19 protein-coding genes and 1 pseudogene are annotated in these 23694 nt (G+C 62.9%); 10 read left to right on the plus strand and 10 right to left on the minus strand.

What is annotated here, in order from left to right; all coding sequences use genetic code 11:
• Positions 1-2: 2 nt before the first annotated feature.
• Positions 3-1061, minus strand: a complete 1059-nt coding sequence (locus THI_RS05870) for an AI-2E family transporter (RefSeq protein WP_013105323.1) — start codon at positions 1059-1061, stop codon at positions 3-5.
• A 155-nt stretch (positions 1062-1216) separates the two neighbouring features.
• Between THI_RS05870 and purM the strand changes: the two genes are divergently transcribed.
• Entirely contained in the window at positions 1217-2260 is a 1044-nt protein-coding gene (gene purM, locus THI_RS05875; RefSeq protein ID WP_013105324.1) for a phosphoribosylformylglycinamidine cyclo-ligase, read from the plus strand.
• 8 nt (positions 2261-2268) lie between these two features.
• Here purM and THI_RS05880 read toward each other — a convergent pair whose 3' ends face one another.
• Positions 2269-3786 (minus strand): AMP nucleosidase, encoded by a 1518-nt coding sequence (locus THI_RS05880; protein WP_013105325.1) that lies wholly within the window; start codon positions 3784-3786, stop codon positions 2269-2271.
• Positions 3787-3958: 172 nt separating this feature from the next.
• On the opposite strand from THI_RS05880, the gene THI_RS05885 reads away from it, so the two are divergent.
• From THI_RS05885 to rfaD, 4 genes are read left to right on the plus strand one after another with little or no spacing between them, the layout of a single operon-like run.
• On the plus strand, positions 3959-4279 hold the full coding sequence (locus THI_RS05885; protein ID WP_013105326.1) for a LapA family protein: 321 nt from the start codon (positions 3959-3961) through the stop codon (positions 4277-4279).
• Complete coding sequence (gene lapB, locus THI_RS05890) at positions 4269-5441, plus strand: lipopolysaccharide assembly protein LapB (RefSeq protein ID WP_013105327.1); 1173 nt, start codon at positions 4269-4271, stop codon at positions 5439-5441. The genes THI_RS05885 and lapB overlap by 11 nt, the downstream gene beginning before the upstream one ends.
• Positions 5438-6367 (plus strand): D-glycero-beta-D-manno-heptose-7-phosphate kinase, encoded by a 930-nt coding sequence (rfaE1, locus tag THI_RS05895; protein WP_013105328.1) that lies wholly within the window; start codon positions 5438-5440, stop codon positions 6365-6367. The genes lapB and rfaE1 overlap by 4 nt, the downstream gene beginning before the upstream one ends.
• Positions 6364-7356, plus strand: coding sequence for an ADP-glyceromanno-heptose 6-epimerase (gene rfaD / locus THI_RS05900; protein ID WP_013105329.1), 993 nt, complete (start codon positions 6364-6366; stop codon positions 7354-7356). Before rfaE1 ends, rfaD begins: the two co-directional genes overlap by 4 nt.
• On the opposite strand, the gene THI_RS05905 is transcribed toward rfaD, so the two are convergent.
• Entirely contained in the window at positions 7357-8568 is a 1212-nt protein-coding gene (locus THI_RS05905; RefSeq protein ID WP_013105330.1) for a YbfB/YjiJ family MFS transporter, read from the minus strand. It abuts the gene before it with no gap.
• Positions 8569-8638: 70 nt separating this feature from the next.
• Positions 8639-9616 (minus strand): GMP reductase, encoded by a 978-nt coding sequence (locus THI_RS05910; RefSeq protein WP_013105331.1) that lies wholly within the window; start codon positions 9614-9616, stop codon positions 8639-8641.
• A gap of 121 nt (positions 9617-9737) precedes the next feature.
• On the opposite strand from THI_RS05910, the gene THI_RS05915 reads away from it, so the two are divergent.
• The 3 genes from THI_RS05915 to istB (THI_RS05925) all read left to right on the plus strand — a co-directional run bounded on the left by THI_RS05915 (position 9738) and on the right by istB (THI_RS05925) (position 15065).
• On the plus strand, positions 9738-12083 hold the full coding sequence (locus THI_RS05915) for a UvrD-helicase domain-containing protein (RefSeq protein ID WP_013105332.1): 2346 nt from the start codon (positions 9738-9740) through the stop codon (positions 12081-12083).
• Between the two features lie 650 nt (positions 12084-12733).
• The gene (istA, locus tag THI_RS05920; protein ID WP_013104226.1) at positions 12734-14254 is read left to right on the plus strand and encodes an IS21-like element ISThsp2 family transposase; all 1521 of its coding nucleotides are present in this window, start codon (positions 12734-12736) and stop codon (positions 14252-14254) included.
• A complete protein-coding gene (istB, locus tag THI_RS05925; protein ID WP_013104225.1) occupies positions 14247-15065 on the plus strand; it encodes an IS21-like element ISThsp2 family helper ATPase IstB in 819 nt (272 codons plus the stop codon). Before istA (THI_RS05920) ends, istB (THI_RS05925) begins: the two co-directional genes overlap by 8 nt.
• Before the next feature lie 675 nt (positions 15066-15740).
• On the opposite strand, the gene THI_RS05930 is transcribed toward istB (THI_RS05925), so the two are convergent.
• Positions 15741-17060 carry an IS1182-like element ISThsp1 family transposase gene (locus THI_RS05930; protein ID WP_013104216.1) on the minus strand — a complete coding sequence of 440 codons (1320 nt, stop codon included), beginning with the start codon at positions 17058-17060 and terminating at the stop codon, positions 15741-15743.
• 147 nt (positions 17061-17207) lie between these two features.
• On the opposite strand from THI_RS05930, the gene THI_RS18375 reads away from it, so the two are divergent.
• Positions 17208-17414 carry a DUF3563 family protein gene (locus THI_RS18375; RefSeq protein WP_079668458.1) on the plus strand — a complete coding sequence of 69 codons (207 nt, stop codon included), beginning with the start codon at positions 17208-17210 and terminating at the stop codon, positions 17412-17414.
• Positions 17396-17656, plus strand: coding sequence for a hypothetical protein (locus THI_RS05935; RefSeq protein WP_013105333.1), 261 nt, complete (start codon positions 17396-17398; stop codon positions 17654-17656). Before THI_RS18375 ends, THI_RS05935 begins: the two co-directional genes overlap by 19 nt.
• 189 nt (positions 17657-17845) lie before the next feature.
• On the opposite strand, the gene THI_RS05940 is transcribed toward THI_RS05935, so the two are convergent.
• From THI_RS05940 to istA (THI_RS05960), 5 genes and pseudogenes are all read right to left on the minus strand, one after another.
• Entirely contained in the window at positions 17846-19231 is a 1386-nt protein-coding gene (locus THI_RS05940) for a Fic family protein (RefSeq protein ID WP_013105334.1), read from the minus strand.
• 405 nt (positions 19232-19636) lie between these two features.
• On the minus strand, positions 19637-20278 hold the full coding sequence (locus tag THI_RS05945; RefSeq protein WP_013105336.1) for a hypothetical protein: 642 nt from the start codon (positions 20276-20278) through the stop codon (positions 19637-19639).
• 70 nt (positions 20279-20348) lie between these two features.
• Positions 20349-20939 (minus strand): hypothetical protein, encoded by a 591-nt coding sequence (locus THI_RS05950; RefSeq protein WP_013105337.1) that lies wholly within the window; start codon positions 20937-20939, stop codon positions 20349-20351.
• 146 nt (positions 20940-21085) lie between these two features.
• Entirely contained in the window at positions 21086-21889 is an 804-nt protein-coding gene (istB, locus tag THI_RS05955; protein WP_013104582.1) for an IS21-like element ISThsp10 family helper ATPase IstB, read from the minus strand.
• Positions 21879-23405 (minus strand): annotated as a pseudogene (gene istA, locus THI_RS05960) (IS21-like element ISThsp10 family transposase). Before istA (THI_RS05960) ends, istB (THI_RS05955) begins: the two are co-directional and overlap by 11 nt.
• Positions 23406-23694 lie beyond the last annotated feature (289 nt).

The following is a 23694-nucleotide window of genomic DNA, read 5'->3' on the forward strand; positions in this document are numbered from 1 at the left end:
GGTCAGACGAACAGCGCGCTCTGCCGGTACCAGGCGAGCAGGCGGCGCACCACGACCAGCAGCACGGCGCCCGCGGGCAGGGCCAGCAAAATGCCCCAGAAGCCGAACAGGGTGCCGAAGGCCAGCAGAATGAAAATGACCAGCAGGGGATGCAGACCAATGCTCTCGCCGACGAACTTCGGGGTGATGTACATGCTTTCGATCAACTGGCCGATGCCATACACGATGGCCACGGAAATCACGCCGTACCAGCTCAGAAATTGCAGCGCCCCGGCCAGCAGTGCTAGCAGCAGGCCCAGGCCGAAGCCTACATAAGGGACGAATACCGCCAGCCCGGTGAAGATGCCCACGGGCAGGGCCAGATTGAACCCGGCAATCACCAGGCCGAGGGAGTAATAAAACGCCAGAATCAGCATGACCAGCAACTGTCCGCGCAGATACTGGCCGAGGATGACGTCGCAGTCGTGAAAAAAACTCAGCACGGCGTCGCGGTGTTTGGGGGGGATCAGACCGCGAATTCGCACCAGCGTTGGCGTCCAGTCGAGCAGCAGATAAAAGGCCACGACCGGAATCAGCGTCAGATTGCCCAACAGAACCAGCAGGCTTATGCCGCCAGTGCTGGCTGAGCGCAGCAGCAGCCCGGCCCAGTCTTCTCCGTGCGCGGACAGGTATTTGGACAGGGTCTGCTGCACGCTGGCGGTATCGAACTTCACATGAATGTCGAATCGCGCGAGCAGCGGAGTGCCCCAGTTGATGATGGTCTGGAGCAGCAGCGGGAATTTTTCGCGGATCAAGGGCACGATTTCAGTGACCACAGGCACCAGCAAAAGAAACAGACCGATGAACAGACCAATGGCCACGATGATTGCCGCCGCAGCGCCCAGCGCACGCGGAATGCGTCGCCGCTTGAGTCGCTCGACCAGCGGATGCAGCACGTAGGCCAGCGTCAGCCCGACGAGAAAGGGCATCAGGATGCTGCCGAGCAGCCAGATCAGCCAAAGCGCGACAAGGCCGATGACCAGCCAGATGAGGGCATTCTTGACGGGAGGGGTCAGGAGCATGGGGGCGGTCGGGGCGTCGGGGGGAAAGGCTTGCGCAACGGCGCCAGCGTCGGAGCGAAGCAGCAGGCGCGGGCGCGCTCTCGATAAAATCTCTGCCTTGGCATTTTATGCGGGGCGGGTGCTGCGCTCCCGTTCCTCTTCCTCTGCTGCCCATCATGCAAAAAACTCCCCTGACTTATCGCGACGCCGGTGTGGATATCGACGCTGGAGATGCGCTGGTCGATGCGATCAAGCCCCTGGCCCGGCGCACGCTGCGCGACGGCGTGCTGGCGGGTATCGGCGGCTTCGGGGCGCTGTTCGAGGTGCCCAAGCGCTATCGCGAGCCGGTGCTGGTGTCGGGCACGGATGGCGTGGGCACCAAGCTCAAACTCGCGTTCGAGTGGAACCGACACGACACGGTGGGTATCGATCTGGTGGCGATGAGCGTCAACGATGTGCTGGTTCAAGGGGCCGAGCCGCTGTTCTTTCTCGACTATTTCGCCTGCGGCAAGCTGGCGGTGCAGACCGCCACGCAAGTAATCGGCGGCGTGGCGCAAGGGTGCGAGCAGGCCGGTTGTGCGCTCATCGGCGGCGAGACCGCGGAAATGCCTGGAATGTATCCGGCGGGCGAATATGACCTGGCGGGTTTTGCCGTGGGCGCGGTGGAGAAGAGCGGCATCATCGACGGCCGCACCATTGGCGCGGGCGACCGGGTCATCGGCCTGGCGTCGAGCGGCGCGCATTCCAACGGCTATTCGCTGGTGCGCAAGATCATCGCTCGCAGCGGGCCAAACGAGCTGCCGACAACGCTGGACGGACAGGATTTCCGCAGCGCGGTGATGGCGCCGACGCGCATTTACTGCAAACCCGTACTGAAGGCGCTGGCGCAGCACACCATCAAGGGCATGGCCCATATCACCGGCGGAGGCTTGAGCGAAAACATTCCGCGCGTGCTGCCCGAAAATGTGCAATGCGTGCTCGACCCTTCCACCTGGGGCCAGACCGAGCTGTTTGCTTGGCTGCAACGCGAAGGCGGCGTGGATGACGCCGAAATGCGCCGCACCTTCAATTGCGGCGTGGGCTTCGTCCTGGTGGTGGCCGCGGCCGAGGCCGAGGCCGTACTCGCCACCCTGCGCGCTGAAGGTGAGACCGGCTGGATCATCGGCGAGATTCAGCCGCGTCCTTATGCCGATGCGCATCAGGTGCGCTACACCGGCTGAGCCCGGTTTTACTGAAACGCGACTTCGTCGAAGCTGCGCAGCTTGCGGCTGTGCAGACGCCCCATGGTCTGCTGACGCAGCCGCGCGATGGCGCGCAGGCCGATGCGCAGATGCTGTTCGACTTGCTGGCGATAGAACTGGTCGGCCATGCCCGGTAGCTTGAGCTCGCCATGCAGTGGCTTGTCGCTCACACACAGCAAGGTGCCATAGGGCACGCGGAAGCGAAAGCCGTTGGCGGCCACCGTGGCGCTTTCCATGTCGAGCGCAATCGCCCGGCTCTGGCTGAAGCGTCGATCGGGGCCGGGGTAGGGCAGTAGTTCCCAGTTGCGGTTGTCGGTACTGGCCACCGTCCCGGTGCGCAGCACGCGCTTGAGTTCGTAGCCGTGCAACTGGGTGATGTCGGCCACGGCGCCTTCGAGCGCCTGCTGCACCTCGGCGAGCGGCGGAATGGGCACCCAAAGCGGTAGTTCCTCGTCGAGCACATGGTCTTCGCGCACATAGCCGTGCGCCAGCACGTAGTCGCCCAGGCGCTGCGAGTTGCGCAGTCCGGCGCAGTGACCGAGCATGATCCAGGCGTGCGGCCGCAGCACGGCGATGTGGTCGGTGATGTTTTTCGCATTGGCCGGGCCGACGCCGATATTGACCAGGGTGATGCCGCCGTGACCCGGCAGGATGAGGTGATACGCCGGCATCTGCGGCAGTCGGGTGGAGGCCTGTCCCTCGGTTCGCGCCGCGCCCTGGGCGGTGGCCCGGCGGGTGATGACGTTGCCGGGTTCGACGAAGGCGGTGTAGGGCGCGTCGTCGTCGGTCGCAGACGCGGCGGGCTGGTTCATCAGGGCATGGGCCATGCGCACGAACTCATCGACGTAGAACTGGTAGTTGGTGAACAGCACGAAGTTCTGGAAGTGTTCGGGCGCGGTGCCGGTGTAGTGCTGCAGGCGGTGCAGCGAGTAGTCGATGCGCGGAGCGGTAAACAAGGCCAGCGGCATGGGCTGGTCGTTTGGCGTGTCGTGGGTGCCGTTGGCAATGCCGTCGTCCATCGCGGCCAGATCGGGCAGATCGAAAATATCGCGCAGTTGCTGGCGCTGCTCGACGCTGAGATGGCCTTCGACATGCGCCTGACCCGCAAAGCTGAAATGCAGCGGAACTGGCTGTTCACCCACCCCGATTTCCAGCGCAACGCCGTGGTTGGTCAGCAGCAACTGGAACTGGGCGAGCAGATAGTCAGCGAACAGATCCGGCCGGGTGAGGGTGGTTTCGTAAACGCCGGGAGCGGCAACAAACCCGTAAGCCAGGCGCGAGTCAGGGTGCGCGACGCTGTCGATGCGCACCCGCACCACCGGATAGCAAGCCCGCACGCGGCCGGGCGGCAGCGTGCCCGCGATGAACTCGGCCAGCTTGTCGCGCAGATGGGTGATGGCGGCGGTATAGAGGGCCTGCACCTGATCGAGCGCGGCTTGCGCATCGGTGAAGACGGCGCTGGCGGTCGGGGCGGGGCAATGCAGGGCGTGAGGGCGGTGCGACATGTTGCGGGCTGATGGCGAGAGGTGGCGAGAGGTGGCGAGAGGTGGCGGAACGATGGCCGGTATTGTCCACCCGGAGTTTTTCACATCACCACACACTGCTGCACGGCAAGCACCCAAGAATGCAATATGCTTGCTCGGTTGCCCCTATCTTCCTTGTTTCGGTTTTATTTCCATGCGCATCCTGAGCTGGTTTTTGCGGTTGGTGGTCTTCCTGCTTTTGTTCGGTCTGGCGCTGAACAATCTCGAGACCGTCACCCTGCACCTGCTATTCGGCACCGAGTGGCGCACGCCCATGATCGTGCTGCTGCTCGTGGTGTTCGCCCTCGGCGCGGTGCTGGGCGCGCTGGCGCTGCTGCCTTCGTGGATGCGGCACCGCAAACAGGTCCGGCTGGCGCGCAACAGTGAGCCGCCGCCCAAACCGTCTGCTGCCACCGCCGTCGCTCCGGCCGACTTCCCGCAGCATCCAATCGACAGGCCGATCGATGGAGTTTGATCTTTGGTGGCTGCTGATCCTGCCCCTGATGTTCGCGCTGGGGTGGCTGGCGGCGCGCGTGGATCTGCGGCAGGTGGGCAAGGAGCGCGCCCTGCGGCGTGATGCCCCGCAGGCCTACTACCGCGGTCTCAACCACTTGCTCAACGAGCAGCAGGACAAGGCCATCGACGCCTTCATCGAAGCCATGACCGCCGATCCCGATACCGTCGATCTGCACTTCGCGCTGGGCAATCTGTTTCGCCGCCGTGGCGAGTATGAGCGCGCGGTGCGGGTACACCAGAACCTGCTCGCCCGCGCCGACTTGCCGCGCGAAGCGCGTGAACGCGCGCAACTTGCCCTGGCGCAGGATTTTTTCAAGGCCGGGCTGCTCGACCGCGCCGAATCCGCCTACGAAGATCTGCGCCGCAGCGTCTATGCCTCGCAGGCGCTGACGGCGCTGCTGCAGATCAGCGAGCGCACCCAAGATTGGAACAAGGCCATTGCGCGTGCCGGCGAACTGGAGCTGCGCGCCACCGGCGCCTATCAGCGGCAGATTGCGCAATATTGGTGCGAGCTGGCCGTGCAACATCACGCGGCAGGGCGGGCGCAGGAAGCTCAGCAGTCGCTCGACGCCGCGCTGCAGGCCGCGCCTCAGGGCGTGCGGCCGCGCTTGCTGCGCGCGCAGTGGGCGCAGCAGCACGGTGAACTGGAATCGGCTTTGCGCATACTGGAATCCATCGATCTGGTGCAGCCTGAATTCATTGCGCTGGCGGCGGTGCAGATCGCCCAACTGCGCCAGCAGCTCGGGCAGGTGGCCGAAGGGCTGATGTGGCTGCGTCAGCGTTTGCAGCAGACCCCCGCCATCGACCTGCTCGACGCCGTGCTGCTGCTCGACCCCGATCCCGCCTCGCAGGCCCGGTGCGCGCAGGACTATCTGCAGTCGCATCGCAGCCTGCTGGCGCTCAAGCGTGTGCTCGAACACCCCATGCCCGGCGCCACCGTGCCCGAAGCGGCAGCCGCCATGCAGGGTGCGGTGGACAATGCCTTGCGCAGTCGCCAGCGCTACCGCTGCGCGGCCTGCGGCTTCGAGGCGCGGCAATATTTCTGGCACTGTCCAGGCTGTCAGGGGTGGGAGACTTATCCGCCCCGTCGCCTGGAAGAACTCTCCCTTCTTGGATCATGAACGCAGAACAACTCGCCCAATCCCGTGTGCTCATCGTCGGTGACGTCATGCTCGACCGTTACTGGTTCGGTTCGACCGATCGCATTTCTCCCGAGGCGCCGGTGCCCGTGGTGCGCGTGCAGCGCGACGAAGACCGCGTGGGCGGCGCGGCCAACGTGGCGCTCAACGCCTCCGTGCTGGGGGCGCAGGCCACGCTGCTGTCGGTGGTCGGGGCGGACGAGCCGGGCCGCAAGCTGGTCACGCTGCTGGTCGATACCCCCATCCGCAACGCCATGCGGCAAGACCCCACGCTCAAGACCACGGTCAAGCTCAGGGTGGTGTCGCGCCAGCAGCAGCTTATCCGTCTGGATTTCGAGCACAAGCCCGATCACGAAGTGCTCGCCGCGATGATGGAGCGCTACGAGCAGGAGCTGGCCTTCCACGACGTGGTGCTGCTGTCGGACTATGGCAAAGGCGGCCTCGAACACCTCGACCAGATGATGAATCTGGCGCGCACCCAGGGCAAGACCATTCTGGTCGATCCCAAGGGCCGCGACTACAGCCGCTACGCTGGCGCCACCCTGCTGACGCCCAACCGCGCCGAGCTGGCGCAAGTGGTGGGCGACTGGAGCAGCGAGCAAGACCTCACCGCGCGTGCGCAGGGTCTGCGCAAAAAGCTCAGCCTCAAGGCGCTGCTGCTGACGCGCTCGGAAGAAGGCATGAGTCTGTACACCGAGACCGGTGAACTGCATATTCCCACCGAGGCCAAAGAGGTGTATGACGTTTCAGGCGCGGGCGACACGGTAATTGCCACGGTGGCCGTGATGCTCGGCGCCGGGCTTTCCATGGAAGACGCGGTGCGCACGGCCAACCGGGCGGCGGGCATTGTGGTCGGCAAGTTGGGTACCGCCAGCGTGACGCCGAAGGAACTTTGGGGAACGACATGAGAGTCATCGTCACCGGTGCGGCCGGTTTCATCGGCAGCAATCTCGTCAAAGGGCTCAATGCCCGCGGCATTACCGAAGTGATCGCGGTGGACAACCTCACCCGCGGCGACAAGTTTCACAATCTGGTGGACTTGCAGATCTGCGACTACATCGACAAGACGGTGTTCTTCGAGCAGTTCGCCAGCGGCCACTACGGCAAGGTCGAGGCCGTGTTTCACCAGGGCGCCTGTTCCGACACCATGGAACACGATGGCCGCTACATGCTCGACAACAACTACCGCAGCAGCCGCATACTGCTCGACGCTGGCCAGAAGCAGGGCGTGCGCCTGCTCTATGCGTCCAGCGCCGCCACCTACGGCGCCAGCAAGGTGTTTCGCGAGTCGCCCGAGTTCGAGCGCCCGCTCAACGTCTATGGCTACTCCAAGATGTTGTTCGATCAGGTCGTGCGGCGCGTGCTGCCGCATGCCACAACGCAGATCGCGGGCTTTCGCTATTTCAACGTGTACGGCCCGCGCGAACAGCACAAGGGACGCATGGCGTCGGTGGCGTTTCATCACTTCAACCAATACCGCGAACACGGCCAGGTCAAGCTGTTTGGTGAATATCAGGGCTACGGCCCCGGTATGCAGGAACGCGATTTCGTCTGGATCGACGATGTCGTGGCCGTCAATCTCTGGTTTTTCGATCACCCGGGCAAGAGCGGTATTTTCAACCTCGGCTCGGGTCGTGCGCAGCCGTTCAACGATGTGGCGCAAACCGTGGTCAACACCCTGCGGCAGCAGGCGGGGCAACCGGCCTTGAGCTTGGCGGAATTGGTGGATTGCGGCGAGATTGCCTATATTCCTTTTCCCGATGCCCTGGTCGGCAAGTACCAATGCCACACCCAGGCCGACCTTAGCCATTTGCGCGCGGCGGGCTGCACCCATCACTTCGCCACGGTGGAAGAAGGCACCGCGCAATACATGCGCGCGCTGCTTGCCGCGGCCTGATCAACTCGGCTGCGCTTGCCGTGCGGTGTCGCGCAGCATTACCAGTAAAAGCCCCATGCCCGCGAGCATCACCACTGCTGTGATGACCAGCGCGCCGCGGTAGCTCCCCGTTTGCGCGGCAATCGAACCGGCCATTGCCGGGGCGACAATTTGCGCCACGCCGTAGCTCAAAGTCAGCCGGGCCATGGCCTTGGCGGGGTTGTCGGGAAAGCTGCGGCCGATCAGCGTGAGCGTGAGACTGACGATGCCCACGAACGTGCCGCCGTACAGCACGGCGCTGAGCAGATTCAGCGGCAGATTGAGCGTCATCGCGGGCAGGATGATGGAGACGGTCTGCAGCCCGAACGCCAGCAGCAAGGCCTGGAGGTCGCCCATGCTGCGCGCCAGCCGATCCCATACAAAGCTCGACGGCGCCGCGGCAAGCCCCACGATCACCCAGACCCAGCCGCCCTTGTCCGCCAGCGCCGGCAGTTTGTCGAGAATGGCGACGATGAAGGTCGCGCTGATCACATAGCCGAAACCGGCGCAGAAATAGACGGCGATGAACAAAGCCATCCAGCGCCTCGGGGGCGGAACGACAGCGGTTTTTGCACCAGCGCCCCCCAAGGGCCCGGATGCCGCGGGCGAGGGCAACCATAGCCAGGCGGGCACGAAAAACACCAGACCGAGCAAGCCCAGCCCCATCCATTGCTGCGCCCAGCCGAGCCGATCCATCATGGCGCCAACGGCCAGACCCGAGACCACGACGCCCAGCCCCAGCCCGGTGAAATGCAGACCCAGCTCGGGCCGGTGACCGTGGCGGATCAGCCAGTTCAACGCCAGGCCCGAGGCCAGCAGCAGCCCCGCCGTACTCGACAGCCCGGAGAGAAAGCGCAGCACGGCCCAGACCGCGGTGTTGTCGGTGAAGCCCAGTGCGGCGGTTGTCACCACGGCCAGCACCAGCCCGATGCGATACATCACGAACTTCTGCCGCAAATTGCCCACCGCTGCGGCAATGAGTGCGCCGGTGATGTAACCGGCGTAATTGAAGGTCGCCAGCCAGCCCGCTGCCAGGTTGGTGAGACCGGCCTCGCGGTGCATCACCGGCAGCATGGGGGTGTAGGCAAAGCGCGCGAGCCCCACCGTGAGGATGAGGGCGCAGATGCCTGCAAACAGCACACGCAGGCGCGCGCCGTTGCTGGCGGTCGGGAGGGGGGATTGGCGGGTTGGCATGAAGGGGCGCAGAGCTTGCGGCGCTCGTAGCGCTCGCAGCAGATGCTATTCCCAGCCCCCTGCAAGCGGCTTACATCAGCACATGTTCGCCAGCATTGTTCTGGCCGAGGATGATGTAGTTGACCTTGCGGATGTCGGCGAGTTGCGTGCCCCCAGCATAGGAAATGGAGCTTTGCAGGTCTTCCTCCATTTCGCGCAGGGTGTCGGCCAGGCGACCCTTAAGCGGCTCCAGAATGCGTTTGCCCTCGACGTTGCGGTAGGCGCCCTTGTTGTATTCGGAGGCGCTGCCGTAATACTCCTTGAACAACTGGCCATCGACTTCCACAATCTTGCCCGGCGACTCTTCATGGCCGGCCAGCATGGAGCCGATCATCACCATGCTGGCGCCGAAGCGCACGCTCTTGGCGATGTCGCCATGTTCGCGGATGCCGCCGTCGGCGATGATGGGTTTGGTCGCCACTCGCGCGCACCACTTCAGCGCCGAGAGCTGCCATCCGCCGGTGCCGAAGCCGGTTTTCATGCGAGTGATGCACACCTTGCCCGGGCCGATGCCCACCTTGGTCGCATCGGCGCCCCAGGCTTCGAGATCGATCACCGCCTCGGGGGTGCCGATATTGCCGGCGATGACGAAGGCTTGCGGCAGCTTATGTTTGATGTGCGCAATCATGCGCCGCACGCTGTCGGCATGACCGTGGGCGATGTCGATGGTGATGTAGTCGGCGCCCGTGCCCTCGGCGGCGAGTTGGTCGATGAGCGCCTTGTCGTCTTCCTTGACGCCCAGCGAGATCGAGATGAACAAATCGGCATCGCGCATCTGGCGGGCGAAGGCCGCCACGTCCACATCGAAGCGGTGCATCACATAAAAGTAGCCATTGGCCGCCAGCCAGCGACAGACGTTGGCGTCGACCACGGTTTTCATATTGGCCGGCACCACCGGCAGGCGAAAGCGCCGCCCGCCAAACTCGGTCGACGGGTCGCACTGGCTGCGGCTCTCCACCCGGCACTTGCGCGGCAACAGCAGAATGTTGTCGTAGTCGAAGATGTCCATCACAGTCTCCAGAAGCGGCGCACGTTGGCAGCGCGCACAAAAAACCGGGCGGCAAGAAATTCGCGGCCCGGTGACTCATTCTAGGCCGATGCACATCGCTTCGGCACCCTAGAATTCCGCAATGTCTGCCCTCATCCAACAACTCAATCCCGAGCAGCGCGCCGCTGTCACCCTGCCTGCTGAAAATGCTCTGATCCTCGCCGGCGCCGGGAGCGGCAAAACGCGGGTGCTCACCACGCGCATTGCCTGGTTGATTTCCACCGGGCAAGTCACGCCCGCAGGCATTCTGGCCGTGACCTTCACCAACAAGGCGGCGAAGGAAATGATGGCGCGGTTGTCGGCGCAACTGCCCATTCCAGTGCGGGGTATGTGGATCGGCACTTTTCACGGTCTGTGCAACCGCTTTCTGCGGGCGCACTGGCGCGAGGCCGGGTTGCCGCAGACTTTTCAGATTCTCGACATCCAGGATCAGCTCGCCAGCATCAAACGGCTGCTCAAGGCGCTAAATGTGGACGATGAACGCCACCCGCCCAAGCAGGTGCAATGGTTCATCAACGGCGCCAAAGATCAGGGTCTGCGTCCGGGCGATGTGGAAGCGCGCGATCCGCAAAGCCGACAACTGGCCGAGATCTACCTTGCCTACGAGGCCCAATGCACGCGCGACGGCGTGGCCGATTTTGCCGAGCTGCTGCTGCGCTCCTACGAGATTCTGCGCGACAACGCCGCCATCCGTTCGCATTACCGCCAGCGCTTCCGGCACATCCTGGTGGACGAGTTTCAGGACACCAACCGCCTGCAATATCAGTGGCTCAAACAGCTCGCCGGACCGGAGGACGCGCAGGGCGCTTGCGTGTTTGCCGTGGGCGACGACGATCAGAGCATCTATGCCTTTCGCGGGGCGCATGCTGGCAATATGGACGATTACCAGCGCGAGTTTCGTGTCCGTCACCTCATCAAACTGGAGCGCAATTACCGCTCGCACGGCCACATTCTCGACAGCGCCAACACCCTGATCGCCAACAACGCCCGCCGCCTGGGCAAGAACCTGCGCACCGAGGCCGGTGCGGGCGAGCCGGTACGCGTGTTCGAGGCGCCGAGCGACTATGCCGAAGCCCAGTGGCTGATCGAGGAAATCCGGCAATTGCTGCGCGAGGGGCTCGTGCATAGCGAGATCGCCGTGCTGTATCGCGCCAACGCGCTGTCGCGGGTCATCGAAGGGGCGCTGTTCAATGCCGGGTTGCCTTACCGCGTGTATGGCGGTCTGCGGTTTTTCGAGCGAGCGGAGGTCAAGCATGCGCTGGCCTACCTGCGCCTGCTCGACAACCCGCAGGACGACACCGCCTTCCTGCGCGTAGTCAACTTCCCCGCGCGCGGCATCGGCGCGCGCACTCTGGAGCAGTTGCAAGACGCCGCCCGTCTGCGCGCCACGCCGCTGAGCGAAGCCGTGGACGCCCTCGGGGGGCGTGGTGCGGCCAGCCTGCAGGCCTTTCTCGATCTAGTGGCGCAGATGCGCTTTCAGACAGCCGCGATAAGCCTGCCTGAACTGGTGCGCCATGTGCTCGAAGCCAGCGGCCTCAACGCCCACTACCGCGAGGAACGAGAGGGTCAGGAGCGGCTGGAAAACTTGGAGGAACTGGTCAACGCCGCTGCCGCTTTCGTCACCCAGGAAGGCTTTGGCCTACAAGCGACGGCGCAGCAGCGTCAGGCGCTTGGAGCCGCGCCCGACAGCTTCGCCGCCACAGACGGCATCGATCCCGCCACCGGCGAAACCCTCTCGCCGCTGACCGCCTTTCTCACACACGCCGCGCTCGAAGCCGGCGACAACCAGGCGCAGAACGGACAGGACGCCATTCAGATGATGACCGTCCACGCCGCCAAGGGACTGGAGTTCGACGCCGTGTTCATTACCGGGCTGGAAGAAGGCTTGTTCCCGCACGAAAACGCGCTGAGCGAAACCGATGGCGTGGAAGAAGAGCGTCGGCTGATGTATGTGGCCATCACCCGCGCGCGCAAGCGCCTCTACCTCAGCCTAGCCCAGACCCGCATGCTCCATGGCCAGACGCGCTACAACCTGCGCAGCCGGTTCTTTGACGAACTTCCGGCCGAATCGCTCAAGTGGCTCAGCGCCAAACTGCCGGGGTTCGGCGGCGGTTTCGGCGCCGACCAGCACAGCAGTTGGAGTTACACCCCGAAAGTGTCGGTGCCGTCGTTCACGCCAGCGACTTCCAACGCCGGATCACCCTCAAGCACTGGGTTTTCTCCGGCAGGCGTGAGGGGGGCAAGTTCGTCAGGAGCACGCCCGCACGGCCTGCGCATCGGTCAGGCCGTGTTTCACAATAAATTCGGTGAGGGCGTCGTGCTCAGCTTGGAAGGCAACGGCGAAGACACCCGAGCCCAGGTCAAGTTCAACCGTCACGGCGCCAAGTGGCTCGCGCTGAACATCGCCAAACTCACGCCAGTGAATTAGGGACAGTCTGCACAGCTGCTTGCATGAGGCGGCTGAACCAGCCGTCTCATGCAAGGTTTTCGACCGCTAAGCGCTGACATGCCCTGTTTTCGGCTTGAAAAATAAAAAAGGCCTCACAGCAAAAGCTGTAAGACCTTGATTTTTCTCTGTATTCTGTGGCTCCTCGACCTGGGCTCGAACCAGGGACCTACGGATTAACAGAGGCTAAATCAGGCCCAAAATGGGTTGTCGCGCGCCGACGTCCCAAACAAAATCAATCACTTAGACGACAGCAACCGTAACAGAACGTCACTGAGCGTCAGTGCCCGACAGGCTCGGCACTGACAAAAGTACTGACAAGCCGCCTTGCGGACTCCATGCTATCCACGGGGCCGCAGCCAAGCAAGCGAGCTCCATGCGGATGGTCCGTCTGTGGGGCGGAACAACTGGTTCTCTGCGATGCCACACCACGCACGGCCGCGGTGCGTTCCATGGGGAGCAAGCCCGAATTGCTGACGTGCAGACGGGGCCAGGGGGTGCGGCGATGGTATTGGATTGTTCGTGCCGAACGAAAATTGACCCACTTTTGAAGGTTATGCCGACGCAAAATTGACCCGGGTGTTCCACCTACCCTGCTGCTTTTTTAGGCACGGGGAGCAGGAGTGATCACCATGGACATGATTGGCAAGATCCGGCGGATGCATTTCCGCCAGAACAAATCCGTTCGAGAGATTGCCCGCAGTACGGGGCTGTCGCGCAACACGGTGCGTACCTGGCTACGCCAGCCGGGCGATGTCGTACCGCGGTACGCGGCGCGGCGAACACAACCCTCGCGCAAGCTCGCGCCCTATGTGGAGTGGCTCCGGCAGGCCGTGGCCATTGATGCGCAGCGTCCTAAAGCGCAGCGGCGCACGGCCAGGGCATTGCATGCCGAGTTGAAGCGACAAGGCTATGACGGCGCCTACAGCCGCGTCACCGATTTACTGCGCGCTTGGCGACAGGCCGATGGCACGAGCGCTGTGCACGCCTTCGTGCCCTTGACGTTTGCGCTGGGCGAAGCCTTCCAGTTCGACTGGAGTGAAGAGAGCATGGTGGTGGGCGGCGTGCCGTACCGCGTGCAGGTTGCCCACGTCAAGCTGTGCGCCAGCCGTGCCTTCTGGCTGGGGGCCTATCCCAGCCAAGGTCACGAGATGCTGTTTGACGCCCATACCCAGGCGTTTGCCGCCTTCGGCGGAGTGCCGCATCGCGGCATCTATGACAACATGAAGACAGCCGTCGACAAAGTGCACCCGCGCAAGAAGCGCGACGTCAACGCGCGCTTTGCGGCGATGTGCAGCCACTACCTGTTCGACCCCGACTTCTGCAACGTCGCTTCCGGTTGGGAGAAGGGGGTGGTGGAGAAGAACGTCCAGGACAGCAGGCGACGTGTGTGGATTGAGGCCCTGTCGACGCCCTGGCGCTCCTTTGCCGAACTCAATGCCTGGCTGGCCATGCGCTGCCGTGGCTTGTGGCAGGAGATCTTCCATCCCGAGTTCAGCCAGTTCACCGTGGCCGAGATGCTCGAGCACGAGCAGCCGCACCTCATGCCCATGCCCACAGCGTTCGACGGCTATGTGGACAACACGGTCAAGGTCAGCAGCACCTGTCTGGTGGCCATGGCTGGCAATCGTTACTCCGTGCCCTGTGAACTCGCCGGGCGGCGGGTGAGCACCCGGGTGTATCCCACCGAGGTGGTCGTGGTGCATGACGGCGTGTGTGTGGCCCGCCATGCGCGGCTGGCCAACCGGGGACAGACCACCTACGACTGGCAGCACTATGTGCCGCTGATTCAACGCAAACCCGGGGCGTTGCGCAACGGCGCGCCGTTTGCCGATCTGCCCCAGCCCTTGCAGCAACTGCGCCAGGCGCTGCTGCGGCAAGACGGGGGCGACCGGCTCATGGCCCAGGTGCTGGCGCTGGTGCCCGCATCCGGGCTGGAGGCGGTCCTGGTGGCCGCTGCGCTGGTGCTGGAAGCCACGGCCCCGTCCGGGCGCATCAGCGTGGAGCATGTGGTCAACGTGATGGGGCGCTTGCAGACCGGCCCCCAGCCCGCCCAAGTGACCACGGCCTTGACGATGGCCGATCCACCCCGCGCCGACACGGCCCGCTATGACCGCCTGCGGGTGACTGACGAGGAGCGAGATCATGCGTGAGGTCATTGCGGAACTCAAGGCGTTGCGGCTGCACGGCATGGCCGGCGCCTGGGCCGATTTGCAAGGTCTGGGGACGAACGCCAGGCTGGATGCCGCGCAGTGGCTCGTCGAGCATTTGCTGCAGGCCGAGCAGGAAGATCGCGCCGTGCGCTCGGTACGCCATCAAATCCTCTCGGCCCGCTTCCCGGTGCACCGCGATCTAGCGGGGTTTGACTTTGATGCCTCAAGGGTTGATCGCACGCTGGTGGGGCAACTCGCCAGCATGGCCTTTACCGAAGCCGCGCACAACGTCGTGCTGGTGGGCGGGCCCGGCACGGGAAAGAGCCATCTGGGCACGGCCATCGGCGTGGCGGGCATCACGCAGCACGGCAAGCGGGTGCGGTTTTACTCCACCGTCGATCTGGTCAACGCGCTGGAGCAGGAGAAGGCGCAGGGCAAAGCCGGGCGGATTGCGGCAAGCCTCTTGCGTATGGACTTGGTCATTCTCGATGAGCTGGGGTATCTGCCCTTCAGTCAGGCGGGCGGGGCTTTGTTGTTCCATCTGCTGTCCAAGCTCTACGAGCACACCAGCGTGCTGATCACGACCAATCTGGCCTTCGGCGAGTGGTCCAGCGTGTTCATCGATGCGAAGATGACCACCGCCTTGCTCGACCGGCTCACACACCACTGCCACATTCTGGAAACCGGGAACGAGAGCTACCGCTTCCGTCACAGCACGGAAACCGCCAAGACCCGCATCAAGGCGCGGGAGCAAAGGCGTTCGGGCACAGCACAGGCACCCCAGCCCGCTGAGCCCGAGACACCGCTTTGACCCCCACAAGCCCTTGGGGCAAGCCGCTCTGGGCTACGCCCGACGCAGCTTGCCCCAAGGATCCAAACCCACCCACCAGGAGCCAACCCCACGCAAAAACCGTAGACTTATCCACACCCGACTGCGACGCAGTCGGCCTTAGACCCCGGGTCAAAATTGAATCGGCACGGTGGGTCAAAATTCCATCGGCACGAACAAGCCTGGGCCAACGGGTGGCGACGCCGCGTCAAAAACTGCCATCGCTGGCGCTTCAATGAATTGCCCATCCTCGAAAACGGTTCCTGCGGATGCCATGTTTGTCCTCCTTGGTTGTGAATGGCCTATGTCGTATAGGCACCAACTTCTCAACCGGGGATGACCGGGCTTGCCCTGGTCGCCGCAATGCAAGGGCCCCGCCTCACGAAAGGGCGGCCCTCGGCGCGGCTCAAGCTGAAACCGGCGCTTCTCGGACTCTCCATCCAGTGCGCCCGACGCGCCGCACCCCTGTGGTGCTGCAACGCAACAATTTTTGTCCCTAGGAGTCTGGGCGGCAGAATTCCGTGAACCTGTGCCGGAGCGCCGATGCTGGGCGAGCGGACTGTTTTTCGGGCACGGTCGGCATGGCCGGTCGTCTCACGCCCCCGAGAGGGCAGCAGCGGGCGTGTTGTGCGGGGCGGCCTGTGCCCCCATTTCTGTTCAGGCGGGAACCAACGAGGCCATCCGCCGGAGGTTCAGTGCTGCGCAGACGAGTTTCCACTCGGCGCGTACACGCTCAAGGCCGCGCAGGCTGAACTGGCGGAACCCCAGCACGCTCTTGATCCAGCCGTTGGGCGGCTCGGCGATCCACTTGCGCTTGCGATAGGCGGCGCGTCCCGCGGCGGTCTGCATCTTCGCGGCCATGGCCGCGGTGTGCGGCAGCCGCGCGGCATCGATGGCCGCGTGCTGCTTGCCTTCGCGCCCCAAGGCCACAACCAGATCGATCGGCGCATCGCGCAGGTTGTCCTCGCTGCGATAGCCCGCGTCGGCCAGACCCAGCGCGGGCAGCGCGCCCAGGTTCTCCTGGATCGCATCGATCATCGGCAGCAGCCAGTTGGCATCGGGTGCCGTGTTGTCCAGTTCCGCAGCCACGATGATGTGCGCAGCCTCGTCCACCGCCGTCTGCGCGTTGTAGCTGGGGTCGAAGCCGCCGCCGGCGCGCTTCATGATGCGGCTGTCCGGGTCGGTGAAGTTCTCCTGCGCCTTGTCTTCGGGCACGCCGAAGTCGCGCTTGAACCGCGCACCGCGCCGCGGCTTCCCATCCGGCCCCCGGGGACGGCGATCATCATCGTCACTGCGACCACGCTGCGCGTCGGCTTCACGCTGACGCTGTTCCAGCCGCTGGCGCGCCTGCCGGATCGCATCGAGTCGCGCCTCGCGCCGCTCGATCTCGGCCGGGATGTCGAGTTCGGGCTCCTGCGCCTCGGCCTCGTCGGTGGCCTTGGCGCGCGCCAGCAGCGCGTCGATCTGCTTTTTCAGTTCGACCTCGGTGTGCTGCATGCGCGCATAGCTCATGGCCTTGTGGCGGCTCGCGTTGGCCTTGACCTTGGTGCCGTCGATGGCCACCGTGCCCAGCTTGACCAGACCCATCTCGCGCGCCAGGCGCACGACCTGCACGAACAGGTCCGAGAATTCCTGGAGGTGCAGCGCACGGAAATCCCGGATCGTGCGGTGCTTGGGGAAGTTCCCTGCTGCCAGCATCCGGAACGCCAGGTCCTCGTGCAGCCGGCGCTCGATCTTGCGCGAGCTGAACACCCCGGTGGCGTAGCCGTACACCAGAACCTTGACCATCATCGCCGGATGGAAGGGCTGGTTGCGCGCTCCGCCACCCTCATAGCGCGCGTAGAACGCGCTCAGGTCCAGCGTGTCAATCGTGTCGTGGATGAAGTAAGCCAGGTGACCCGGCGGCAGCCAGTCCTGCGGCGCCGCCGGCAGCAGCATCACCTGGTCCGGCTCATAGGGGCGGTAACTAGTGGGCATGCCGTATTAACGCACGCCCACCGTCCTACGTCGACCTCAACAACCTTCTGCCGCTCACACTCCTAGGCTATTGCAGGGAAGGGAATCGGCCTAACATAAGGGTTATCCCTAATCACTATAAGAGGCTCCCCACAAGGGAGGTTTACCGTGAGCACCTTCAAACATTTCCTTGAAAAACTGTTTTCACCCCTTGATGCACAGCAGCAGGCTGAACAGGCGTTCCTCGCCAGGTCCGTTGATGCCTGCGACCTGGAGCGCCGGATGCATGACCTTGAGTACAGCGACGGGGCGGTGCTGGATTTTCCAGTACACGCAGCCCAATCGGGAACCCGCGCTTGGCGGTCGCCGTGGTGACATTCACCGCCGCGGCGTCCGCCATTGCGGAGAAGCCATCGTCGATAGAAGCGACCGTTGCGTCGGCCGTTTCGGTTGCGAAGCATGCCCTGGCATGGCCGTTCGACACGATGCGTGACCAGTACGCTAACGCTGTGCGCGCTGGGCTGGTTGAACGGTCGTTGATTGCGGCAGCACAGTTTGAACGCAAGGTCGCAGTGCTGGAACAATCGCTGCTGGGCGCCTGCGCCCGCCACGTCTGACGGCGGCTTCTGTCCTCTGCTGTTCAACGGGTTGCCGCAGGACGCGGCAATCCGCATATTGGAACGCCGCGGAGCGTATCGCCTTGAGCTGGCTAGTTGTGGCTCTATTCGCGAAACGAATTGACAGCGTCTATAGACGCTGGTGGCGGGGAGGCGCTAGTCGTAGACCTTGGCTTTCCACGAGAAACCTTACAAAGGGCGCCCCTGGTCTATCCACTCCTGGGTCTTGCCGATGGGCAGCCGATACCGAGCGCAGTTGTATGGCTCCAGATACTGCAACTCAGCCTTGAGCATGTCATTGAAGACTGCGCTATCCGCGTCGGGTATCGAAAGACTCGTGACGGCCTGGTCTAGGCGGGCGCCGAAATACACAATCTGGCGAATAGCCTCGCCGAGTTGCTCTCGGTAGCGCACTCGCATCAGGTCAGGCCCGCCCATCGACTCGACCACGACCTGATACTTCTCGATGGAACGGCGATAGGTCCACTCGAAAAGCTCTACTGCTAGCGTCACGTCTAGGCGCTCATAGACACCTAGCATCGCAAGCGCATAGTCCTGCTGCCCTACGTCAAGAAACGAAAGCGGCGCGCAGTTTGCCAGCACGTAAGGCATGTTCGCTGCCAAACGACTCGTCCGCTTGTTGCCGTCCACGAAAGGCTGAAGGTATGCGATATTCACCCATAGAAAGAATGAGGCCTCTACCGGATTGCGAACTTGACGCGCCTTGTCAACGATGTGCCCGAGCATTTCTTCGAGAAGATTGGGAACCTGGCTGGGAACGTAGACGGTGTCTTGAATGTTGACGATTTTCTTGCGGATGGCGCCGAGGTCCGCTGGGTCCGCCAGGAGGTCGCGCATCAGCAGGCTTTGAATGTTCCGAACGACTGGAACGGTGATGCCCTCCGTCGGCACCGCATCGACAAGGAATTCAATGGTCTCCTTGTGGTTCAGGAGCATCGTTGCGTCTCTATCATCACCTTCCGAACGGCCCTTCTCAAACAGGTGGCGCGTGTCCAAGAGGCTCTTGCGATTGCCCTCAAGCCGCGAGGAGAACCACGAGAGGTCGATGAGCAGTTGCTCCAAGACCTTGCGAGCGTATGTTCCTGCGGGCAGTTGGTTCTTTGACCTGCCAGCCTCATACAACTGGTTGGCAAGGAGCGCAGGCAGGAATGAAGACTCGTTCGGCTTGTAGTTGTCGACGAATGAACGCTGATAGGTGATGGGCTTCCTCGTCCCCAGTGGTTCCGACAGTTGAGCCACGAGCGCACGTGCCTGCGCGCTCCACTGCAAGGCTTGCTGAGTCTGTTCAAGGGTGCTCAGAGCGCGCTCGACCGCGGCGGTCGTTTCTGAGGAAGCAGCTCCGGCTGCCTCGGGTATCCGATAGACGATAGCGCGACCGGCGCCGTGCCTTTCAAGACGACCCGTCTTCGCTAGGTTGGCCAATGCACGGTTAACCGTGGGCCGGGGGCGACCAAGATGGGCCTCGATGGCTCCTGCAGCGACTCCCGCAGAACTCCCGCCCTGGCGTTGAGCCACGTACGCGACGATGGCAGTGAGGAGGTCCTCCTTGGGCATGATTTCTCTCAATGAAGTGAATCCTATCATTTATTTTATCATAATTCGGAAAACTTATCAATATTGTGACAAGAAAAAGGCGTATGTGATAGATTTTTGATAGAAAAGCGATTTCATATCGAGAAATGATAAGATTCAAGTGCGCCGACGGGCGGATGCGTCCAGAAGGCGGTGACGCTGAAGCGTTCGGCTTGTTGCTTAGCCCCCCTGATTGGAGCGCCATCTCGTCCCGGGCGGGGCGGACCGCAATTGGACGATGCGTCCAAATTTTTCGATAGTCGCCCTTGCAAAAAAAAGGCGCCGAACCCGGAAAGGATTCGGCGCTGAATTGCGACGCGTGACTGTTCGGCAAGCCGGTCGAGAAACGCGTTCTTGTTGTTGCCTTCTAAAGTCCGCGGGGTGCTGTCAATGGACCATGACGGGCATCGCATCTTGAGCGACAGATAAGTCCGCCCGCCCAGGAGACACATACTCCGGGTCCGGAATGCAAACCACGACGTGGAGTGTCTCGACTGCGAAACTGCTGATGACCGCCCGCGGCGCCGCTTCTAGTTTGAGCAGTAGGTCATAAAGGTCCAAGCCGAGGGCCTCCTGTTCTAGGTCATAGCGCGACTGCATGACCCGTTGTTTGGCGGCATGCCACTGCTCTCCGTTGATGTTGTCGACGAGCCGGGCCGAGCTCAGCAGTGCGACTTGCCGGGTTTCTGGCACAGACACTGCGAGCGTCACACTGTTATGGACCTCGACGGCTTCGATAAACCAGTCACGCGCGACCTGGTCGACCATGGGCACGATGTACATCACTTGCGTCGATGCAGCTTGAATGTGAACCGCCACGCAGAGCATGCCCTGTCGCGATTTGGCGATGCCCATCGCGATGCCGTGCGGGATGGTTGGGTTTTCTAGGAGCCGGACGACGGCGTCAGGTAGCTCACATAGCAATGCGTGCCCGTCGTGACGTGGTTTCTGTTTAAGCGTTGTGAGCTCTTCTGCAAGCTGAACAGGGTCGAGCACGATGCCCGCAGCGCGGGTGGTCTTGATGGTCATAGTCAATGTTCCTTTGAGGTAGTAGGTGGCCTACACGTTGTGTAGCCACCGACCTCTAGGAGCAACAGTTTCAGTGCAACACCTGGCTCTGCACGATGTCCGTGCCCGACGCCTCGTCCATGCTGCCATCTGCTGAAGCACCAGGTGGCCAATCAGCTGGTTGGACGACTACGACGTACCGCTCGCGCGTAATGACATCGTTAATCAACGACGCGTCATACCCCTCCATCTCCGCGATGCGGACGACCGCGCGCAGTTCCGCTCGGTGCAGCTGACCCGAGTGTGGCCCACCAGCGTCCGGCGCGACATCAAGAGAGGCCGGCAGTGACGCGGCGTCCGGCCTTTCGCCGAGGTAAGGCACGTCCAACACGGCGACATACGCTGAATCAGATGCTTCCAGCAGAAATCGGAACCGGCCATCGCGCTCTAACGCCTGAAGCAACCACTTCCGGACGAGCTTGCTTGCAAACGGTGCGACGACTGCGAGCTGCGTGTCGGCAGCTTGCATCGTGAGCACCGCGTAACGCATTCCAGTTTTATTTCCTTGCAGTTCAACCAGAAGGCATGTCTTGTCGTGGCTCTTGTCGGAAAGCAGCCGGAGGAGCGGGTGCGGCACCTCCAAGACTACGGTGTGATGCTGCAGGACTGCATGGTCCAACATGCCCGGAAATGCTCGCTGTAGCTCGTCCGGCGTCCAGATTTCCGCGGATAAGTGATGGATTTTTGGGGATTGGTGTTGATTTCCATGCAAACCTGACCCACTATTTCCATCTCGATCTGACCCACCCTTGTTTGTGAACTTGAAGCTCACGTTGTGGATAAGTTCTTGGGTATCTTCTCCTTCTTGGTCGTCTGTGGGGGTTGCTGTGCAGAGCTGTTTTTGAACCGGAAGCTGTCGTTACCGGTTTCCAGAATATGGCAGTGATGCGTGAGCCGGTCTAGCAGTGCCGTGGTCATTTTGGCATCCCCGAACACGCCGGCCCATTCGCTGAAGCTCAGGTTGGTGGTGATCACGACACTGGTGCGCTCGTACAGCTTGGACAGCAGGTGAAACAGCAAGGCACCGCCTGAAGCGCTGAACGGCAGGTAACCCAGCTCATCGAGAATCACCAGATCGGCATAGGCCAGCCGGTGGGCCAACTGTCCGGACTTGCCGTTGGCCTTCTCCTGCTCCAATGCATTGACCAGCTCCACCGTGGACAAGAACCGAACCCTGCGGTGATGGTGCTCAATGGCCTGCACACCGAGGGCTGTGGCAATGTGGGTCTTGCCAGTGCCGGGCCCGCCCACGAGGACCACGTTGTTGGCATCCTCCAGGAACGCGCACCGATGCAACTGGCGCACCAGGGCTTCGTTCACTTCGCTGTGCGAGAAGTCAAAGCCTGCCAGGTCCCGATACGCCGGGAATCTTGCCCCCTTCAACTGGTAGGCCACCGAGCGCACTTCTCGCTCGGCGGTCTCCGCTTTGAGTAACTGCGACAGGATCGGCTGGGCTGCCTCGAAAGCGGGAGCACCTTGCTCGGCCAGTTCAGTGACCGCCTGGGCCATGCCGTGCATCTTGAGCTCGCGCAGCATGATCACGATGGAAGCGATGGCAGGGTCATGACGCATAGCGGACCTCCCTCAGTTGGTCATAGCGAAGCACGTTGGCCTGGGGTTCCACAGACAGCTTGAGTGCCTGGGGAGAGGTGACAGGCGCCGGGGCCGGCTTGCCATCGAGCAAGCGGTGCAAGACATTCAGGATGTGGGTCTTGCTGGCGGCTCCGGCCTCCAAGGCCAGTTCCACCGCCGCCAGCACAGCCTGCTCGTCGTGGTGCAGCACCAGCGCCATAACCTCCACCATCTCCCTATCTCCACCCGGCTGTTTCACGAGTGCAGCCTGCAGTCGCTTGAAGGCTCCAGGCAGCTCCAGGAACGGAGCACCGTTGCGCAGGGCCCCGGGCTTGCGCTGCAGCACCGCCAGGTAGTGGCGCCAGTCGTAGACGGTCTGGCCAGCGCCATGGTGGTTGCGCTCGATCAGGCGCTGATGCTCACAGACGATCTGGCCCTCGGCCGCGACAACCAGGCGATCCGCGTAGACCCGCAGGCTCACAGGCCGATTGGCCTACGGCGCTGGCACGCTGTAGCGGTTGCGCTCGAAGTGGATCAGGCAGGTGGGCGAGACCCGCTTGGTGTGTTCCACAAAGCCATCGAAGGGCCGTGGCACCGGCATCAAGGCGGCCCGCTCCTGGGCCCAGACGTGAGCTACGGTACCCGGCAGCTTGCCATGCGCAATCTCGCGCCATAGCGCCTGGCAGCGTTGTTCCAGCCAGACGTTGAGATCGTCGAGGGCCGGGAAGGCCGGCACGACTTGCCACAGCCGGTGGCGCGCATCACACACATTCTTCTCCACCTGGCCCTTCTCCCAGCCGGAGGCGGGGTTGCAGAACTCGGCCTCGAACAAGAAGTGGCTGGCCATGGCCGCAAAGCGTGCGTTGACATCACGTTCCTTACCCCTGCGAACCCGATCCACAGCGGTGCGCATGTTGTCATAGATACCCCGGCGCGGCACGCCACCGAACACCGCAAAGGCGTGGTTGTGCGCGTCAAACAGCATCTCGTGGGTCTGCAGCAGATAGGCGCGCAGGTAGAACGCCCGGCTGTGGCTGAGCTTGAAGTGCGCCACCTGCAGCTTGGTGCGCACTCCGGCAATAACCGCCCAGTCCTCACTCCAGTCAAACTGAAAGGCCTCACCTGGGCCGAAGGTCAGGGGCACGAAGGTGCCACGGCCCGTAGTCTGCTGGGCCACCAGGCGCTCCTCGTGCCAAAGCCGGACGAAGGCCGCGACGCGGTTGTAGGAGCCCGGGTAGCCCAGGGTCTGTAGATCCGCGTGCATCTGCTTGACGGTGCGCCGCTGCTTGCGTGATCGGCCAGCCTCGGCCTTGAGCCAGCCAGCGAGTTTGCCAGCGAAAGGATCGAGCTTGCTGGGGCTAACCCGCTTGGCGTAGTGCGGTTCGGACTCGCCTGCGCGCAGGTACTTGCGGATGGTGTTGCGAGAAAGGCCGGTGCGGCGGGAGATCTCGCGGATGGACATCTGCTCGCGCAGGGCCCAGCGTCTGATAACACTCAGTGTTGCCACGTCTATCACTCCTGGTCTCCTGCTGCTAAACAAAGCAGCAGGTTAGGGTTAGTACGTGGGTCAGATTTAGATGGAAATCCTGGGGGTTACTGGGTCAGTTCTGGATGGAAATCAACATTCGGAGCATCTGATTTGAGGATTGAGGCCGCATTGTCGGGCAGTGCTACGCCATTGTTATGCTGAAATGTTATAGATAACATTTTTGGCGTCCGATGTTCGCCTAGGGGTCACTCACTCACATCCGCATTGTTATCGACATTTTTCCCGATAAGGTGGCTATATCTGGATTCTGGACAAC

Origin of the sequence: Thiomonas arsenitoxydans (assembly GCF_000253115.1) — a bacterium.
In the GTDB taxonomy this organism is placed as follows: Bacteria; Pseudomonadota; Gammaproteobacteria; order Burkholderiales; family Burkholderiaceae_C; genus Thiomonas; species Thiomonas arsenitoxydans.

Bases quoted from the DNA above. Each gene is read 5' to 3' on its own strand.
- THI_RS05870 (WP_013105323.1), bottom strand. From the start codon at position 1,061: ATGCTCCTGACCCCTCCCGTCAAGAATGCCCTCATCTGGCTGGTCATC.
- purM (WP_013105324.1), top strand. From the start codon at position 1,217: ATGCAAAAAACTCCCCTGACTTATCGCGACGCCGGTGTGGATATCGAC.
- THI_RS05880 (WP_013105325.1), bottom strand. From the start codon at position 3,786: ATGTCGCACCGCCCTCACGCCCTGCATTGCCCCGCCCCGACCGCCAGC.
- THI_RS05885 (WP_013105326.1), top strand. From the start codon at position 3,959: ATGCGCATCCTGAGCTGGTTTTTGCGGTTGGTGGTCTTCCTGCTTTTG.
- lapB (WP_013105327.1), top strand. From the start codon at position 4,269: ATGGAGTTTGATCTTTGGTGGCTGCTGATCCTGCCCCTGATGTTCGCG.
- rfaE1 (WP_013105328.1), top strand. From the start codon at position 5,438: ATGAACGCAGAACAACTCGCCCAATCCCGTGTGCTCATCGTCGGTGAC.
- rfaD (WP_013105329.1), top strand. From the start codon at position 6,364: ATGAGAGTCATCGTCACCGGTGCGGCCGGTTTCATCGGCAGCAATCTC.
- THI_RS05905 (WP_013105330.1), bottom strand. From the start codon at position 8,568: ATGCCAACCCGCCAATCCCCCCTCCCGACCGCCAGCAACGGCGCGCGC.
- THI_RS05910 (WP_013105331.1), bottom strand. From the start codon at position 9,616: ATGGACATCTTCGACTACGACAACATTCTGCTGTTGCCGCGCAAGTGC.
- THI_RS05915 (WP_013105332.1), top strand. From the start codon at position 9,738: ATGTCTGCCCTCATCCAACAACTCAATCCCGAGCAGCGCGCCGCTGTC.
- istA (WP_013104226.1), top strand. From the start codon at position 12,734: ATGGACATGATTGGCAAGATCCGGCGGATGCATTTCCGCCAGAACAAA.
- istB (WP_013104225.1), top strand. From the start codon at position 14,247: ATGCGTGAGGTCATTGCGGAACTCAAGGCGTTGCGGCTGCACGGCATG.
- THI_RS05930 (WP_013104216.1), bottom strand. From the start codon at position 17,060: ATGCCCACTAGTTACCGCCCCTATGAGCCGGACCAGGTGATGCTGCTG.
- THI_RS05940 (WP_013105334.1), bottom strand. From the start codon at position 19,231: ATGCCCAAGGAGGACCTCCTCACTGCCATCGTCGCGTACGTGGCTCAA.
- THI_RS05945 (WP_013105336.1), bottom strand. From the start codon at position 20,278: ATGACCATCAAGACCACCCGCGCTGCGGGCATCGTGCTCGACCCTGTT.
- THI_RS05950 (WP_013105337.1), bottom strand. From the start codon at position 20,939: ATGTTGGACCATGCAGTCCTGCAGCATCACACCGTAGTCTTGGAGGTG.
- istB (WP_013104582.1), bottom strand. From the start codon at position 21,889: ATGCGTCATGACCCTGCCATCGCTTCCATCGTGATCATGCTGCGCGAG.